We start from the raw sequence: 14,963 nt of genomic DNA, 5'->3' as shown, positions 1-14,963 counted from the left end.
GCACCTCACGAGGACACACATCAGACATGACGAAGCCACTCTCCACATCTGGGCGTCGCCAGTCGGGAGTCCAGGGTGACCTGGCACAACCGACCATCGCTGACACGCCCGTCGGCACCGGGCCCGGCGCTTTCCGCACCGCCGGAACCGCCCACCGCCGTAACGACCGGATCTTCAAGGGAATTGCTACGACCTCGGCGGTCACCATCACCGTTCTGATCGGGGCGATCGGTTTCTTCCTGCTCTGGCGTGCGGTCCCCGCACTGATGAACAACGCCGAGGGATTAACCGGATTCTTCACCTACGGTGGCGACTGGAACACCAGTGACACCAGCGCGATGCTGTTCGGTATCCCGAACCTCCTCGCGGTGACCGTCACGGTCTCTCTGGTTGCTCTCGCCCTGGCGATGCCCATCGCCCTCGGCGTTGCCATCTACCTCTCCTCCTATGCACCCGAACGACTACGCAGGCCCCTCGGATTCCTCGTCGACCTCCTCGCGGCTGTCCCCTCCATCGTCTACGGACTCTGGGGCGCGGCAGTCCTCGGTCCGGTACTCGGCGGAGTCTTCACCTGGATCAATGCGCACGCCGACAGTTTCTTCCTGTTCCGGCACTACGCGAACTCCCCGGCATTCTCCACCTCCCGGAATGTTCTCACCGGTGGTGTCGTGCTCGCGATCATGATCCTCCCGGTCATCGCAGCCACCGCCCGTGAGGTGTTCGTGCAGACCCCCGTCGGGCACAAGGAATCCGCACTCGCCCTCGGTGCGACCCGCTGGGAGGTCGTGAAGATGACCGTCCTGCCGTTCGGTTTCTCCGGCTACATCTCGGGTTCCATGCTGGGCCTCGGACGTGCTCTCGGTGAAACGATGGCCCTCTATCTCGTCGTCTCCCCGTCTTCATCGTTCCGTGCCTCTCTCTTCGATGGTGGTACGACGTTCGCCACCGCCATCGCGAATGCCGCGCCGGAATTCAACGACAACCTCAAAGCAGGTGCCTACATCGCGGCCGGCCTGGTTCTGTTCCTCCTGACCTTCGTGGTCAACGCAGGTGCCCGCGCCGTCATCAAGAACAGGAGCAAGGCCTGATGAACGCAACCTCCCTCTCCCAGGACACCGGAAGCGGGCATGACGTCATTGGCGCCGCGCCCACCTTCCCCAAGCTCTCCGGATCCAGGCGGAACGCCAATGTGATCTCCAGGTGGGTCATCCGGACCTGTATGGTCATCGCACTCGTCCCCCTCGTCTGGATCCTCGCGGACGTACTCATCAAAGGAATCCGGGTCACCCTCAGCCTCGACTGGTGGACGAAATCCCAGCTCGGAGTGCTTTACACCGAGCCCGGTGGCGGCATGGTTCACGCCATCATCGGTACTCTCGTCCAGTGCGGTGTCGCGTCCCTCTTCTCGATCCCGATCGGTGTCTTCACGGCCGTCTATCTCGTCGAATATGGTGCCAATAATCGACTGTCCAAGGTGACCACCTTCATGGTCGACATCCTCACCGGTGTGCCGTCGATCGTCGCGGCACTGTTCATCTACTCGGTCTGGATCGCGTTGTTCGGATTCAACCGTTCCGGCTTCGCGGTCTCCCTGGCACTCGTCCTCCTCATGGTTCCCGTCGTCGTGCGTACCACAGAGGAAATGCTCCGCATCGTCCCACAGGATCTGCGTGAAGCCTCTTATGCGCTGGGTGTCCCCCGCTGGAAGACCATCGTCAAGATCGTCCTACCCACTGCCTGGTCCGGTATCGTCACCGGCATCATGCTCGCCATCGCCCGCATCATGGGTGAATCCGCCCCGGTCCTGATTCTCGTCGGTTCGACCCAGGGCATCAACTGGGACCCGACCGGAAACTCCCAATCCTCGCTTCCGTTGATGATGCTCGACATGTATCGCGCGGGTACCTCCCCCGCAGTCGTCGACAAGATGTGGGGTGCCGCGCTGACACTTGTCGTCCTCATCGCGGTCCTCACGATCACAGCCCGCATACTCTCTCTCCGGGTCACCGGAAAAAAGAAGTGACCCGGGTCCTTTCCCGCATCAACTCCGCACATCCTGGAACAGAAAGACACAGAACACATGGCCAAGCGCCTCGATCTCAAGGACGTCAACATCTACTACGGTGACTTTCACGCCGTACAGGATGTCTCCCTCAAAGTGCCGCCGAACGCCGTCACCGCGTTCATCGGTCCCTCCGGCTGCGGTAAGTCGACGGTGCTGCGGACCCTCAACCGTATGCATGAGGTCACGCCGGGTGCGACGGTCAAAGGTGAAATCCTCCTGGACGGCGAGGATATCTATGCACCAAACGTCGATCCCGTCGCCGTCCGTAGCACCATCGGCATGGTCTTCCAGAAGCCGAACCCGTTCCCGACGATGAGCATTGAAGAGAACGTCGTCGCCGGGCTCAAGCTGGCGGGCGAACGGAACAAGACCAAGCTCAAGGAAGTGGCCGAACGCTCTCTTCGGGGCGCGAACCTCTGGGAAGAGGTCAAGGATCGCCTGGATAAGCCTGGTTCCGGTCTCTCCGGTGGGCAGCAACAGCGCCTGTGCATCGCCCGTGCCATCGCTGTGGAACCCGCGGTTCTGCTCATGGACGAGCCTTGCTCTGCCCTAGACCCCATCTCGACTCTCGCGGTCGAGGAGCTCATTGATGAGCTCAAGCAGGAGTACACCATCGTCATCGTCACCCACAACATGCAGCAGGCCGCTCGCGTATCCGACCAGACGGCGTTCTTCTCCCTTGAAGCAACAGGCAAGCCCGGGCGCCTCGTCGAGGTCGGCCCCACCAACAGGATCTTTGAGAACCCACAGAAAAAGGAGACCGAGGACTACATCTCCGGTCGATTCGGATAACTCAACCCCGCAGCACAAAAAACCGGTTCCACCAGTTACGGATGGTGGAACCGGTTTTTCTGTTTTGAGGCCGTAACGGCTCGGTGACGTCGTACCGGCCTCCCGTGGACAGAACCCCGTCGTGATGGAGGTGTCGGCTGACGTTCCTTCAGGAACCAGGTTAGTGGCCACTTCGGGAGAATCGGCGCTCAAGCTCCTCGAACCGCCGCTCAATATCGGCGTCCGCCTCGTCCTCACGTCGTTTAGCCATGTAGTCACGTGGCATCAGCCCGGTGCTCAGGTAGACGATGCGGCTAGCGACATTGACCGCGTGATCCGCGTAACGCTCGTAGTAGCGGCTTAGGAGGGTCACGTCGACCGCTGCCGTGGTGGAAAACGGCCAGTCCCGCTTGGTCAGGACCGTGAACAGGTGCTCATGCAGATCATCGACCGCATCATCATCTGCACCGAAGACGAGGGCGACATCGACATCCGGATCGATGAGGATCTCGCGTACCTTCGCGCTCATCTCCAGCGTGACGCGCGCCATCTCCTGAAAATAGCCCGTCAGGGGCTGCGGTACCGCCGCTTCGGGATGTCTGCGGCGGGCTGTTCGGGCGACATGCTTCGCCAGAACACCCATCCGGTACATGTCCTCAACGATGTAGATGGAGGAGACGACCTGCCGTAGATCCCGGGCGAGAGGCCCTTCGAGGGCAAGAAGCTGAACGGCACGTTCCTCGCAGCGCAGACGGACCACCTCGAGGTCATCGACGAGTGACAGGGACTTCTCCGCAGACTGGAGATCCTGCTTGAGAAGCGCGTCGGACGCGTTGCCCATGATCGAATGAACCTGATCACACATGATGATGAGATCATGGGCGAAGGCGTCGAGATGTTCCCGGTATGAGGTTCGCATAACAGCCACTATAGATGTAACGACGCCGGTCCGCCGCCGCCCGGAGCGGTTGTCCCGCAGGTGTGCGGCCACCTGAAAACCGGGTTAGCCTCCGGAGTTCTCGACGTCGGCGTCGATGGGTGCGGTTGCATCCTCGGGATCGTCCAGCCAGCCTTCGGGTAAGAGAACCCGCCCAGGTGATCCCTGTCTACCGCGTGGTCCCTCCGCGTCATCGGGCAGTGCCTCGGATCCCGCGAGTGGAGCGAGTTGAGCGTCGAGCTCCTTCAGTGAGGACACCCCAGCCAATGCCCTCCGCACGTCACCGCCCACGGGGTAACCACGGAAGTACCACCCGACGTGTTTGCGAAGGTCACGACAACCTTTCTCTTCACCATCATGGTCGACGAGTAGCTCAGCGTGACGACGGATGATCGTGGACACCTCACCGAGTGTGGGTTGCGGAGGCAAGGGGCGTCCGGTCAGCTCAGCGGAGAGTTCGGCGAACAACCAGGGGCGTCCGAGACAACCTCGTCCGATAACGACACCGTCGCATCCCGTCTGGTCCATCATCCGTCGGGCATCCGAGGCTGCGAAGATATCGCCGTTCCCGAGAACGGGAACTCCTGTGCCCGCAAGATGCTCCTTGAGTTCCGCGATACGTGACCAGTCCGCGTGGCCGGAGTAGCGTTCGGCCGCGGTCCGTCCGTGGAGTGCGACGGCGCGGGCGCCCGATTCCACGGCGATGCGACCGGCATCAAGATGCGTGAGATGGTTGGCGTCGATACCCACCCGGAACTTGACGGTGACGGGAATATCTGTCCCTTCCGTTGCACGGACGGCTGCGGAGACGATGTTTCCGAAGAGGCGACGCTTATAGGGTAGCGCCGCACCACCGCCCCTCCTGGTCACCTTCGGGACGGGACATCCGAAATTGAGATCTATGTGATCGGCCATATCGTTGTCCACGACCATTTTGGCTGCTCGGTAGGTGTATTCGGGGTCAGTGGTGAACAACTGCAGTGAGCGGGGTGTCTCATCCGGGGCGAAAGTCGTCATATGAAGGGTCTTCTCGTTTCGCTCCACGAGTGCCCGGGCCGTCACCATTTCGCAGACGTAGAGTCCCGCTACACTCCCCATTTTCGTCTTCTCCTGCTCGCGACAGAGGGTTCGGAAGGCGACGTTGGTGACCCCGGCCATGGGGGCGAGTACGACGGGAGACCCGAGGGATAGTGGCCCGATGGTCAGAGCGGGGGAACGGTCGGTAGCGTCAGTCACCGTCCCATTGTCCGGTGTGTGGTGCCTCCGAGACAAACCACTCTCCGGAAGGATCGGGGTCGGGTTTGCGCATGTCGGTGCATTCGGCAGAGACGGGTGCGCTGCGGGTGCGTGGAGGGGAAGCGATCCTCCTAAACTGTGGGGTGAAGCACATCTGGAGGGGGTGTTGGGGGTGTCATTTACCAGCTTGTAGGAGAAAACTGTTGGGTTGTGGGGGCATATTGGGGGGCAGCGATGTATCGTGGTCCACGTAACTTAGACGTCAACGCAACGGGTACATCACATTCTCTTTACCCGGGGGCGGATGGCGAATCGATTCCCTGGACGCCGCTGGTCGGCTAACAGGTACTCAGGAGGAGATTTAATGTCTGACCGGATCGCTAACGCTCAGCTCAAGAGTAAGGTCATGTCTGCCGAAGAGGCCGCCCAATTCGTCAACGACGGAGACAAGGTTGGTATCTCAGGCTTCACCGGGGCCGGTTATCCCAAGGCGCTCCCCAAAGCCATTGCGGAACGGGCGAAGGAAGAGCACGCCAAGGGCAACAGTTACATGATCGACCTGTTCACCGGCGCCTCCACCGCCGATGACTGCGACGGTGTCCTCGCTGAGGCCGACGCTCTCCGGTTCCGTACCCCTTACCAGTCGGACCCGACGCTGCGGAGCAAGATCAATGACGGCACGACCTTCTACGCCGATTACCATCTCTCCGAGTCCGGTATGTACGTCGAACAGGGCTTCTTCGGTCAGATGAACGTCGCGATCGTCGAAGCGACCCGCATCACCGACGAAGGACACATTGTTCCGTCATCATCCGTTGGAAACAACGTCGAGTACCTGGATGCCGCCGAGAAGATCATCATCGAGGTCAATTCGTGGCAGTCGCCGGAGCTTGAAGGGATGGCTGACATCTGGCGGATGCCATCGCTGCCGAACCGGATCCCGATTCCGTTGACCGAGGCTGGCCAGCGAATCGGCAAGACCTACATAGACATCGATCCAAACAAAGTTGTCGCCATCGTGGAGACCGATGCTCCGGATCGGAACGCACCGTTCAAGCCCGCAGATGAAATCTCCCAGAAGATCGCCGGAAACTTCCTCGACTTCCTCGAAGGCGAGGTCCGCGCCGGGCGCCTGACCTATGACGGATACATCATGCAGTCCGGTGTCGGGAACGTTCCGAATGCCGTCATGGCGGGTCTGCTCGACTCCAAGTTCGAGAACATCAAGGCATACACCGAGGTCATCCAGGATGGCATGGTCGACCTCATTGACGCGGGGAAGATGACCGTCGCCTCCGCGACCTCGTTCTCCCTCTCCCCCGAGTATGCCGAGAAGATGAACGCGGACGCCAAGCGCTACCGGAACACCATCATCCTCCGGCCCCAGTCCGTTTCCAACCATCCCGAGGTGGTCCGGAGGCTCGGACTGATCTGCACCAACGGACTCGTCGAGGCTGACATTTACGGCAACGTCAACTCCACCAACGTCACTGGTTCCCGGATGATGAACGGCGTCGGCGGTTCTGCGGACTTCACGCGTAACGGGTATATCTCGTCATTCATCACCCCTTCCGAAGCGAAGGGCGGTGATATTTCCGCTATCGTTCCGTTCGCGTCCCACATCGACCACACCGAGCAGGACGTCAAGGTCATCATCACGGAGTATGGCTATGCGGATCTCCGTGGTCTCGCACCGCGTCAGCGTGTCGACAAGATGATTGCACTGGCTCACCCGGACTACCGCCCGCTCTTGCAGGAGTACTATGACAAGGCACTTCACCTGGCCAAGGAGAAGAAGATGATGCAGACCCCGCATATCCTCTCTGAGGCGCTGAGTTTCCACCAGCGTTTCCTGGAGACCGGCTCCATGAAGAAGACCCCGAAGAAGAAATAGTACTTTCGGGACAAGTTTACTTCAGAACCGGCTACACGCCTCTCCGGTGTGCGTGTGGCCGGTTCTTTCTGTGTCGCACCCAGAGTGTGCCGTTCGGGAGAAGGCTGGGGCGGGGTGCAGGACATCTTCAGCGGACCGAGGAAAACGTACAGTCAGAGGTTGTGTGAGTCCCGTGGAGTGACGTTAACGAACGGCTTGGGGGAGGTCTTTCCGGGGAAATTTCTTTCTGATGGAATAGGGCGCTACAATGAACACTTGTCTGCCCCCAGGGGCGGACTCCGGAAGGATATTCCGGATGGGCCTTTAGCTCAGTTGGTAGAGCTACGGACTTTTAATCCGCAGGTCGTGGGTTCGAGCCCCACAGGGCCCACCAAGAAAACCCTCCCGCCACGACCCAAGTCGCGGCGGGAGGGTTTTTCGCACTGTGGTGGCGGGGCCATCATCGGTACGGCCGTGTGGATTCTGAACCAATGGTTGATTCGGTCGAGCTTGGGGTGGTGGGAACGGGGGCGCCGGTGTCGGGCATGGATCCGGCTGCTCTGTTACGTGCCCCGTATTGGGTTTCGCTCGGTTCCGTGGGGCCGTGTACAGGACGTGTGGGTCCGTGGCTCACTGTGGGGTTGGTGAGGCTCTGTGCGCCCCTGGTGGTTTCCTGTCCCGTGTGGCTTATGAAGTTCCCATGGAATCGGGAAAGAGACGTCGTAGAGTTCGCTGTCCGGAAGGATTCGCTGTTTCGCGGTTTTAGATCACGGTTGTCGCATCATCGGTTGGGGTTTGACCGGGGCGGGTGATGGCAGCGCGTGGCGGGCTCCGTGGTGTCGTTGGTAGTCGGAGATGCCCGTCTGTGTAACGCAAATACCCATTCTGACCTCATGGTTTTGTGTAGAGCGCCGTTGGCAAGTATATTTTGAGCAAGCTGCTTCGCACAGTGTTTATCACTTGTGGGTAGTTGTGAGCTCCCATCGTCTAGGGGCCTAGGACACCGCCCTTTCACGGCGGCGACACGGGTTCGAATCCCGTTGGGAGTACCACCCCTCAATGTATCGAGGGGCGTAAAAAGAGAATGAGGCCCTGTGGCGCAGTTGGTTAGCGCGCCGCCCTGTCACGGCGGAGGTCGCGGGTTCGAGTCCCGTCAGGGTCGCAGTCATCCCCGGAAGCATTTCAGCTTCCGGGGATTTTCTCTGTCACGGGTGAATCTCTTCGCGGAGGTATGCGTGGTCCAGAGTTGTGCGGATGGTTCGTGTCGGGGCTGGCGGCAGCAGGGTAAGGTCCCCGGAAGCTGTCTTGTACTGTGGATTTGTTGAAACTCCTCGCACTGTGTAAAGTTTCCTCTCGTGCAAAGGGATGTTCCGATGCACAAAGAGTAAGGCCCTGTGGCGCAGTTGGTTAGCGCGCCGCCCTGTCACGGCGGAGGTCGCGGGTTCGAGTCCCGTCAGGGTCGCGAGATTGTCTTCGGACATTCTTATGGCCAGATAGCTCAGTCGGTAGAGCGTCCGCCTGAAAAGTGGAAGGTCGCCAGTTCGATCCTGGCTCTGGCCACAAATCAACCCCCGTCCTGGAAGTATCCAGAACGGGGGTTGTTTGTGTCTATCGGCTGATTGTCTAGGTCATGTACGGTGATGAGATGGGAATTTCATTTCGGAAGTATCTACCGTCCGTGGGCCTCGTTACTGCCCTCTTAATCCTCGGGGGGCAGTCTCCGGGGCCGGCCTCGGCATCTGAAAATGGAGCTGAGGGTTTTAGGGGGATCCCGGTCACTTCGTCTCTGACAAGTTCACCGGGGGAGCTTTCTCAAATTGATCAACTTGATCTGGTCGCTTATCAGGGCACCTGGAATCAGATCGCCGTGTTGCCGCAGATATTTAGCCTCCAGTGTGCGCGGGACACCCGCGCAACCTATGAACAGGTGTCGGAGAGCACGATCAGGGTCATCAACACCTGTACTGACTGGTTCGGTAATCCATCCGGGATCGAGGGCACCGCACGGGTCACCGACCCCGGGACGAAGGCGTCACTTCGTGTCGCCTTTAAGGGAGTCCCGTTCCAGAATCCGGATGGACCGGCCAACTACCGGGTTACCTGGATCTCTGCGGACGGCGAGACCGTGATTGTCGGTAACCCGGAACGGACTGCCGGTTTCGTCCTGTCGAGGAAGGCTGATCTCATGGAGTCCGAGTGGCGGCAGGTTCGTGACACCGTTGCTGAGCGAGGGTACAACCCGTGTACGTTCATTACCTCGCCCGTCACCGGAGGCGTGGAGGGATATCGGCCACTGTGCACTCTGTGAACCGTGTAGGACGTGAACCAGCCAGAGCTATTCAGATCGGGGCCGGACAATGAACACCACGAGACCTGGTTTCATCCATGACGTGGATTCCCAGCGGTATGTCATCACGATCGATGGAGTGGAAGCAGGGTACGTATCCTATGAACTCCTCACCTCACGCCTCGGGGAACCCGCGTTACGCGACTTCAACCACACAGTGATCCACTCCGACTACAGGGGCAGTGGTCTGAGTTCGCGACTGATCAGATTCGCCCTGGATGACACGATTGAGGCGAATCTCGCCTATAGATCGACGTGTTCGGCTGTCGAGCATTTCATCTCGAAGCATCCCGCGTACGTTGACGGTCTTGATGGATCGGTGTAATTGGCAGGGAATCTTTGGAAAGTGGATGAGGGGCCACCTAACTGGTGGCCCCTCATCCACTTTGCTAGAGGAAGAAACTCAAAATAGCGGTGGCTCCTTGTCGACGTAGCGGTCCGGGTCGACGAGCTTCTTGCACTCATTGGTTTTACGGGGTCTGTTGACCGCTGGGATACCAACCGCGATGTGATTGGCGGGAACGTCCTTGGTGACGACGGCGTTCGCCCCGATTGCGCTCCCACGACCAATTGTGATCGGTCCGAGAACCTTTGCGCCGGCTCCGACGGTCACATTGTCCTCAAGGGTGGGATGTCGTTTGGTCTGGGTGAGTACCTGACCCCCGAGAGTCACCCCGTGATAGAGCATGACGCCGTCGCCGATCTCGGCGGTTTCGCCGATCACGATGCCCATACCGTGGTCGATGAAAAATCGGCGGCCGATGGTGGCACCCGGGTGAATCTCGACGCCCGTGAGGAAACGCGTGAATTGGGCGAGTATCCGGGCCGGACCACGGAGTCCACGTGTCCATAGTGCATGAGCGATGCGGTGTGACCAGATCGCGTGCAGGCCAGAATAGACGATCGCGTTCTCGACGTCGCCGCGTGCCGCAGGGTCGTGCTCGCGTGCATTGGTCAGGTCTTCTCTGAGCGTCCTCAACAGGCGGTACATGGCTGCCAATCCTATCAGCGCAGGTGATGCTCTCTGTCGGTGCCACCGTTCGGAGTGCCTGGCCCGTAACCCCTCTTTAGTCTGGTGAAGGGTTCGTGCCTTCAGAAAGCGCGTTAGTTGCGGATGTCGTCGAAGAGCACGGTCGAGACGTAGCGTTCCCCGTAGTCGCAGACCGTGGTCACGATGGTCTTTCCTGCGTTCTCGGGCCGGGCTGCGAGGTTCAGCGCTGCCCGGACGTTGGCCCCGGTGGAGATTCCGCCGAGGATGCCCTCCTTTCGTGCGAGGTCGCGTGCGGTGGCAATGGCATCTTCATTGCTCACCGTGAGGACATCGGTGAGCACTCGGCGTTCGAGAACGTCGGGAACGAAGTTTGCGCCGAGGCCCTGGATCTTGTGGGGACCAGCTTTACCGGTGGACAGGAGAGCTGATTCAGCAGGTTCGACCGCGTAGATCTCGACATCATCCTTGCGTTCCTTCAGAACACCACCGACACCCGTGACGGTACCGCCGGTTCCGACTCCGGTGACGAAGATGTCAATGTTGCCGTCGGTGTCGTTCCAGATCTCCTCGGCGGTGGTAGCACGGTGAATCGCCGGGTTCGCAGGATTGGCGAACTGTCGCGCCAGGATTGCGCCGTCGTTCTCAGAAACGATTTCGTTGGCCTTGTCAACGGCGCCTTGCATACCCGCGGCACCCGGGGTGAGGACGATTTCGGCACCATATGCACGGAGCATGACACGGCGTTCCATGGACATGGTCTCAGGCATGGTCAGGATGACGTTGTAGCCCCGGGCGGCCGCGACCATGGTCAGGGCGATTCCGGTGTTCCCGGAGGTCGCTTCCACGATTGTGCCGCCAGGTTTTAGGGAGCCGTCAGCCTCTGCAGCATTGATGATGGCGAGCCCGATACGGTCCTTGACGCTGTTTGCCGGATTGAATGATTCGAGCTTAACCAGGATCTGGGCGTCAAGCCCCTCCGTCATGCGGTTCAATCGGACCAGGGGTGTATTACCGATGGTTTCGGTGATGTTGTCATGAATGTTCGCCATATTGAAAAACTCCTTGTTGATCTGCGTTGATCTGCCGTGTTGTTGTTCTATGACCGTGGTCATATCCCGGGTCATGGCTGTCACGCTACACCACAAATAGACCGGACTATAGACAAGTTTGTCTGTTTCGTGTATTGGGGTGTGTAGATGCGTGCTGGGGTGTGGAGTGTGGGGCGGGGAGTGTTTATTACTGGCCAGGGGGTCTACCTCTGCTGGTTTCCTGGAGGTGTGGCGATGGTCTGGGTCGGCGTTCTGTCGGGTGCTGCTGACTAGATGTCCCCCTTATGTGGGTGGGTGGGCGCATCGACTGTTTGGAAAAAAAGTGATGTTTCTTACGCCTTGCGTTTGGGCGTGAACAGTGTTGGGGGTGATTTGCGGGGGATAGCATTTTTAATGGTCCATGTGGGGGGAATGTTGTGGATGGGGAATGGGTTCACGTCTCAACCTCTTCGAAAGTGATTTCGAGGGCTGGGGGTTAGTGGTTTTGCTGTCCGGTTGAGCGGTGTAAATGTTGGTATGACCAAGATTATGAACGCGCTGTGGGAAGGGGTCGGGTCACTGTAGGGGGCGGTGACCGGTTCTCGATTGGTGAATCTCGTTTAACACTGTTCACAGGGGGGCGCGTAGGGGGCGATGGGAGAGACCACATCACCCCTTAGCCGGACGCCCGTTTTCCTGATTCGGCGAATAATCACCGTGATGAGCGGCCTTCTCACCCCCTTGGGGCGTGGTTATACTGCACTTACGGAAGATATTGACTCACTCGACGGGGGCACCTGACCGGGTGGACGCGCAGGAGGTATACGTGGACTCACAACGCACGAAAGACGATGAAGAGGCGATTCGCACAGCACTCTCGTCGTTAAGAACGGCGACCGGCATTCCGGTGACGATGTTCGCGACGGTTCTACCGGACAACCGGCTGCAGATAAGTGCCTGGGTCGGATTACGGACCCCGGCTCTGCAGAACCTCATCATCGACCACGGCTGTGGTGTTGGTGGGCGGGTTGTCACCACTAGGCGTCCGGTAGGGGTGAGTGATTACACGCGTGCGAACGTCATCTCACACGAATACGACAGCGTCATTCAGGATGAGGGGCTGTTTTCGCTGGTCGCGGTTCCTGTCATCGTCCACCGCGAGATTCGTGGGGTTCTCTATGTCGGGGTGCATTCCCCGGTGCGCCTCGGGGACAAGGTTATCGAGGAAGTCACGATGACCGCCCGCACGCTCGAGCAGGAACTTGCCATCAACTGTGCCGTCCGCCGTAGTGAAGGAGGCCGTGCCGGAGCGAAATCCGGCCGGATCATGAACGGTGCTGAGTGGGAGCAGATCCGTTCCACGCACTCGAAGCTACGGATGCTCGCGAATCGTGTGGAGGACGAGGCACTTCGTCTTGAGCTGGAGGAACTCTGCGACCAGATGGTGACACCGGTTCGTGTGAAGCAGACGACCAAGCTGTCCGCACGTGAGCTTGACGTCCTGGCATGTGTCGCACTCGGTCACACGAACGTTGAAGCTGCTGAAGAGATGGGGATCGGTGCGGAGACCGTGAAGTCCTATCTGCGCAGCGTCATGCGGAAGCTGGGGGCGCACACCCGCTATGAGGCGGTCAACGCCGCCCGTCGTATCGGCGCGCTGCCCTGATCTTCGCTGTTCCCTCTCCGTCGTTGGTGCCCCGGATCTGAAAGGTCCGGGGCACCTTCGCGTCTCACGGATGGGTATGTCTACCCGACCCCGGAACCCAGGTGACGTCATCACCGTCATTGGCGACTCTGCTAAGAATAAACAGGAGGTCCGATAGTCGGTTCAGGTATTGGGCGGGCAGAACGGATGTCGTCTCCGGATGATTCTCGACGGCGTTCCATGCGGCTCGTTCCGCCCGTCGCGCGATGACCCTCGCGGTGTGCAGCAAGGCGGCCGAGGGAGTCCCGCCGGGAAGAATAAAAGAGCTGAGCGTAGGTAGATCCGCGTTGAACCGGTCGCAGTCGGACTCTATGTGGTCAATGTAGCTCTGGTTCACCCGGAGCGCTGGATACTTCGGGTTTTTCTCGATGGGGGTCGCGAGATCCGCACCGGCGTCAAAGAGCTCATTCTGTATCCGGCGGAGCACCCTGGCGACGTGTTCGGACGGTCGACCGAGGGCGAGAACCTGTCCGATCGCGCAGTTGGTCTCGTCACATTCGGCGTAGGCGACCAGACGGGAATCATTCTTGGATACTCGCTCGAAAGTGGACAGTGCGGTTGTACCGTCGTCTCCGGTACGTGTGTAGATCCTGGTGAGGTGGACAGCCATGTTCCCCAAGCTAGACAAAATCTTCTATGCGCGGGACTTCGGGGGAGTGTTCCAGGCAACACGATGCTCGTGGAACCGTTAGGCTGTTGAACTGTGAAGGAACGATTTTTGGTAACAGGCGGCGCACGACTGTCCGGTTCCGTGAAAGTGACCGGTGCAAAGAACAGTGTGCTGAAGCTCATGGCTGCGGCGCTCCTCGCGGAGGGAACAACGTTGCTCCGGAACTGTCCGGAGATCCTTGACGTCCCTCTGATGGGAGATGTCCTTCGGGGGCTGGGCTGTGAGGTGGAGATAGATGGCCCGGACGTCAGTATCACCACACCTGCGGTACTGCGCAGTCGTGCTGATTTTGAGGCGGTGCGGCAGTTCCGTGCGTCAGTGTGTGTTCTCGGTCCGTTGACCGCGAGATGCGGGGAGGCTGTGGTCGCGCTTCCCGGTGGCGATGCCATCGGGTCCCGGCCGCTTGATATGCATCAGAGCGGTCTCGAACGCCTGGGGGCGGAGACTGAGATCAGGCATGGGTGTCTCGTTACCAGGGCTCCGAGTCTCAAGGGAGCGACAATTCGTTTCGATTTTCCTTCCGTGGGAGCCACAGAGAACATTCTGACGGCTGCGGTGCTCGCCGACGGGGTGACCGTCCTTGATAACGCGGCAAGGGAGCCGGAGATCGTCGACCTCTGTGAACTTCTTAATGACATGGGGGCGAAGATCGAGGGTGCGGGAACGAACACCCTGACCATTACGGGCGTCGATGAACTTCGGCCTACCGAGCACACGGTCGTGGCTGACCGGATTGTTGCTGGAACATGGGCGTATGCCGCTGCCATGACGCGGGGTGACATCACTGTCGGAGGTATTTCTCCGCAGTTACTCCATCTCCCGTTGGCGAAGCTCAAGTTGGCCGGTGCTGACATCGAGACGTACGAGAACGGCTTCCGGGTACGTATGGACAGACGCCCGACCGCAGTGGATTACCAGACTCTCCCGTTTCCGGGTTTTCCGACGGATCTTCAGCCGATGGCGATTGGTATGGCGTCCATCGCCGAGGGAATGTCGATGATTACGGAAAATGTCTTCGAGTCTCGTTTCAAGTTTGTGGGTGAGATGCTTCGGCTAGGGGCGACCGCATCTGTCGATGGCCATCATGTCGTCGTTCGGGGTGTGCCTCAACTGTCATCGACCACGGTCTGGTCGAGCGACATTCGTGCCGGTGCGGCTCTGGTTCTCGCTGCGCTCTGTGCTGAGGGACAGAGCGAGGTCCGGGAGGTCTTCCATATTGATCGTGGTTATCCGAGGTTCATAGAGCACCTGAACGATCTCGGTGCGGACGTTCGCCGGGTTCCTGAATCGAGCTGACCCTTCCGGTTCACCTGTCCTTCATTCTTCTTAAATCGCTATTT

The 14,963-nt window shown here is 59.6% G+C and carries 13 protein-coding genes and 5 tRNA genes; 13 read left to right on the top strand and 5 right to left on the bottom strand.

Annotation, left to right across the window (positions count from 1 at the left end; translation table 11 throughout):
- Nucleotides 1-26: 26 nt before the first annotated feature.
- Genes pstC through pstB form a run of 3 tightly spaced genes read left to right on the top strand, consistent with a single transcriptional unit; the run spans nucleotide 27 to nucleotide 2,857 of the window.
- Nucleotides 27-1,088 carry a phosphate ABC transporter permease subunit PstC gene (gene pstC / locus QWU43_RS11185; RefSeq protein WP_370915795.1) on the top strand — a complete coding sequence of 354 codons (1,062 nt, stop codon included), beginning with the start codon at nucleotides 27-29 and terminating at the stop codon, nucleotides 1,086-1,088.
- Nucleotides 1,088-2,023, top strand: a complete 936-nt coding sequence (pstA, locus tag QWU43_RS11180; protein WP_370915796.1) for a phosphate ABC transporter permease PstA — start codon at nucleotides 1,088-1,090, stop codon at nucleotides 2,021-2,023. Before pstC ends, pstA begins: the two co-directional genes overlap by 1 nt.
- Nucleotides 2,024-2,080: 57 nt before the next feature.
- Nucleotides 2,081-2,857 carry a phosphate ABC transporter ATP-binding protein PstB gene (gene pstB / locus QWU43_RS11175; protein WP_370915797.1) on the top strand — a complete coding sequence of 259 codons (777 nt, stop codon included), beginning with the start codon at nucleotides 2,081-2,083 and terminating at the stop codon, nucleotides 2,855-2,857.
- Nucleotides 2,858-3,017: 160 nt separating this feature from the next.
- Here the strand turns inward: pstB and phoU are convergent, their stop codons facing one another.
- Together phoU and dusB are read right to left on the bottom strand one after the other, a co-directional pair.
- Nucleotides 3,018-3,755, bottom strand: coding sequence for a phosphate signaling complex protein PhoU (gene phoU / locus QWU43_RS11170; protein WP_370915798.1), 738 nt, complete (start codon nucleotides 3,753-3,755; stop codon nucleotides 3,018-3,020).
- Nucleotides 3,756-3,839: 84 nt separating this feature from the next.
- A complete protein-coding gene (dusB, locus tag QWU43_RS11165) occupies nucleotides 3,840-5,009 on the bottom strand; it encodes a tRNA dihydrouridine synthase DusB (RefSeq protein ID WP_370917879.1) in 1,170 nt (389 codons plus the stop codon).
- A 364-nt stretch (nucleotides 5,010-5,373) separates the two neighbouring features.
- Between dusB and QWU43_RS11160 the strand changes: the two genes are divergently transcribed.
- The 8 genes from QWU43_RS11160 to QWU43_RS11125 all read left to right on the top strand — a co-directional run bounded on the left by QWU43_RS11160 (nucleotide 5,374) and on the right by QWU43_RS11125 (nucleotide 9,554).
- Entirely contained in the window at nucleotides 5,374-6,903 is a 1,530-nt protein-coding gene (locus QWU43_RS11160; RefSeq protein WP_370915800.1) for an acetyl-CoA hydrolase/transferase family protein, read from the top strand.
- 297 nt (nucleotides 6,904-7,200) lie between these two features.
- Nucleotides 7,201-7,276: transfer RNA gene (locus QWU43_RS11155), tRNA-Lys, on the top strand.
- Nucleotides 7,277-7,858: 582 nt separating this feature from the next.
- Nucleotides 7,859-7,934: transfer RNA gene (locus tag QWU43_RS11150), tRNA-Glu, on the top strand.
- 36 nt (nucleotides 7,935-7,970) lie between these two features.
- A tRNA-Asp gene (locus tag QWU43_RS11145) sits at nucleotides 7,971-8,044 on the top strand.
- A gap of 226 nt (nucleotides 8,045-8,270) precedes the next feature.
- Nucleotides 8,271-8,344: transfer RNA gene (locus tag QWU43_RS11140), tRNA-Asp, on the top strand.
- A gap of 25 nt (nucleotides 8,345-8,369) precedes the next feature.
- Nucleotides 8,370-8,442 (top strand) — tRNA-Phe (locus QWU43_RS11135).
- A gap of 85 nt (nucleotides 8,443-8,527) precedes the next feature.
- A complete protein-coding gene (locus tag QWU43_RS11130; protein ID WP_370917878.1) occupies nucleotides 8,528-9,190 on the top strand; it encodes a lipocalin family protein in 663 nt (220 codons plus the stop codon).
- A 49-nt stretch (nucleotides 9,191-9,239) separates the two neighbouring features.
- On the top strand, nucleotides 9,240-9,554 hold the full coding sequence (locus QWU43_RS11125) for a GNAT family N-acetyltransferase (protein WP_370915802.1): 315 nt from the start codon (nucleotides 9,240-9,242) through the stop codon (nucleotides 9,552-9,554).
- A 78-nt stretch (nucleotides 9,555-9,632) separates the two neighbouring features.
- On the opposite strand, the gene epsC is transcribed toward QWU43_RS11125, so the two are convergent.
- Both epsC and cysK read right to left on the bottom strand, forming a co-directional pair.
- Complete coding sequence (gene epsC, locus QWU43_RS11120) at nucleotides 9,633-10,220, bottom strand: serine O-acetyltransferase EpsC (protein ID WP_370915803.1); 588 nt, start codon at nucleotides 10,218-10,220, stop codon at nucleotides 9,633-9,635.
- Nucleotides 10,221-10,333: 113 nt separating this feature from the next.
- Nucleotides 10,334-11,269: a cysteine synthase A gene (gene cysK / locus QWU43_RS11115; protein ID WP_370915804.1), complete on the bottom strand. Its 936-nt coding sequence runs from the start codon at nucleotides 11,267-11,269 to the stop codon at nucleotides 10,334-10,336.
- Between the two features lie 805 nt (nucleotides 11,270-12,074).
- Here cysK and ramA point away from each other — a divergent pair.
- Nucleotides 12,075-12,914, top strand: coding sequence for an acetate metabolism transcriptional regulator RamA (ramA, locus tag QWU43_RS11110; RefSeq protein WP_370915805.1), 840 nt, complete (start codon nucleotides 12,075-12,077; stop codon nucleotides 12,912-12,914).
- Nucleotides 12,915-12,978: 64 nt separating this feature from the next.
- On the opposite strand, the gene QWU43_RS11105 is transcribed toward ramA, so the two are convergent.
- Nucleotides 12,979-13,563, bottom strand: a complete 585-nt coding sequence (locus tag QWU43_RS11105; RefSeq protein ID WP_370915806.1) for a cob(I)yrinic acid a,c-diamide adenosyltransferase — start codon at nucleotides 13,561-13,563, stop codon at nucleotides 12,979-12,981.
- Between the two features lie 93 nt (nucleotides 13,564-13,656).
- Between QWU43_RS11105 and murA the strand changes: the two genes are divergently transcribed.
- The gene (murA, locus tag QWU43_RS11100; protein ID WP_370915807.1) at nucleotides 13,657-14,919 is read left to right on the top strand and encodes a UDP-N-acetylglucosamine 1-carboxyvinyltransferase; all 1,263 of its coding nucleotides are present in this window, start codon (nucleotides 13,657-13,659) and stop codon (nucleotides 14,917-14,919) included.
- Nucleotides 14,920-14,963 lie beyond the last annotated feature (44 nt).

This window comes from Corynebacterium sp. CCM 9204 (assembly GCF_041357695.1).
GTDB lineage: Bacteria > Actinomycetota > Actinomycetes > Mycobacteriales > Mycobacteriaceae > Corynebacterium.
The sequence above is the reverse complement of the archived record's forward strand: the minus strand, read 5'-3'. Positions and strand labels throughout refer to the sequence as shown.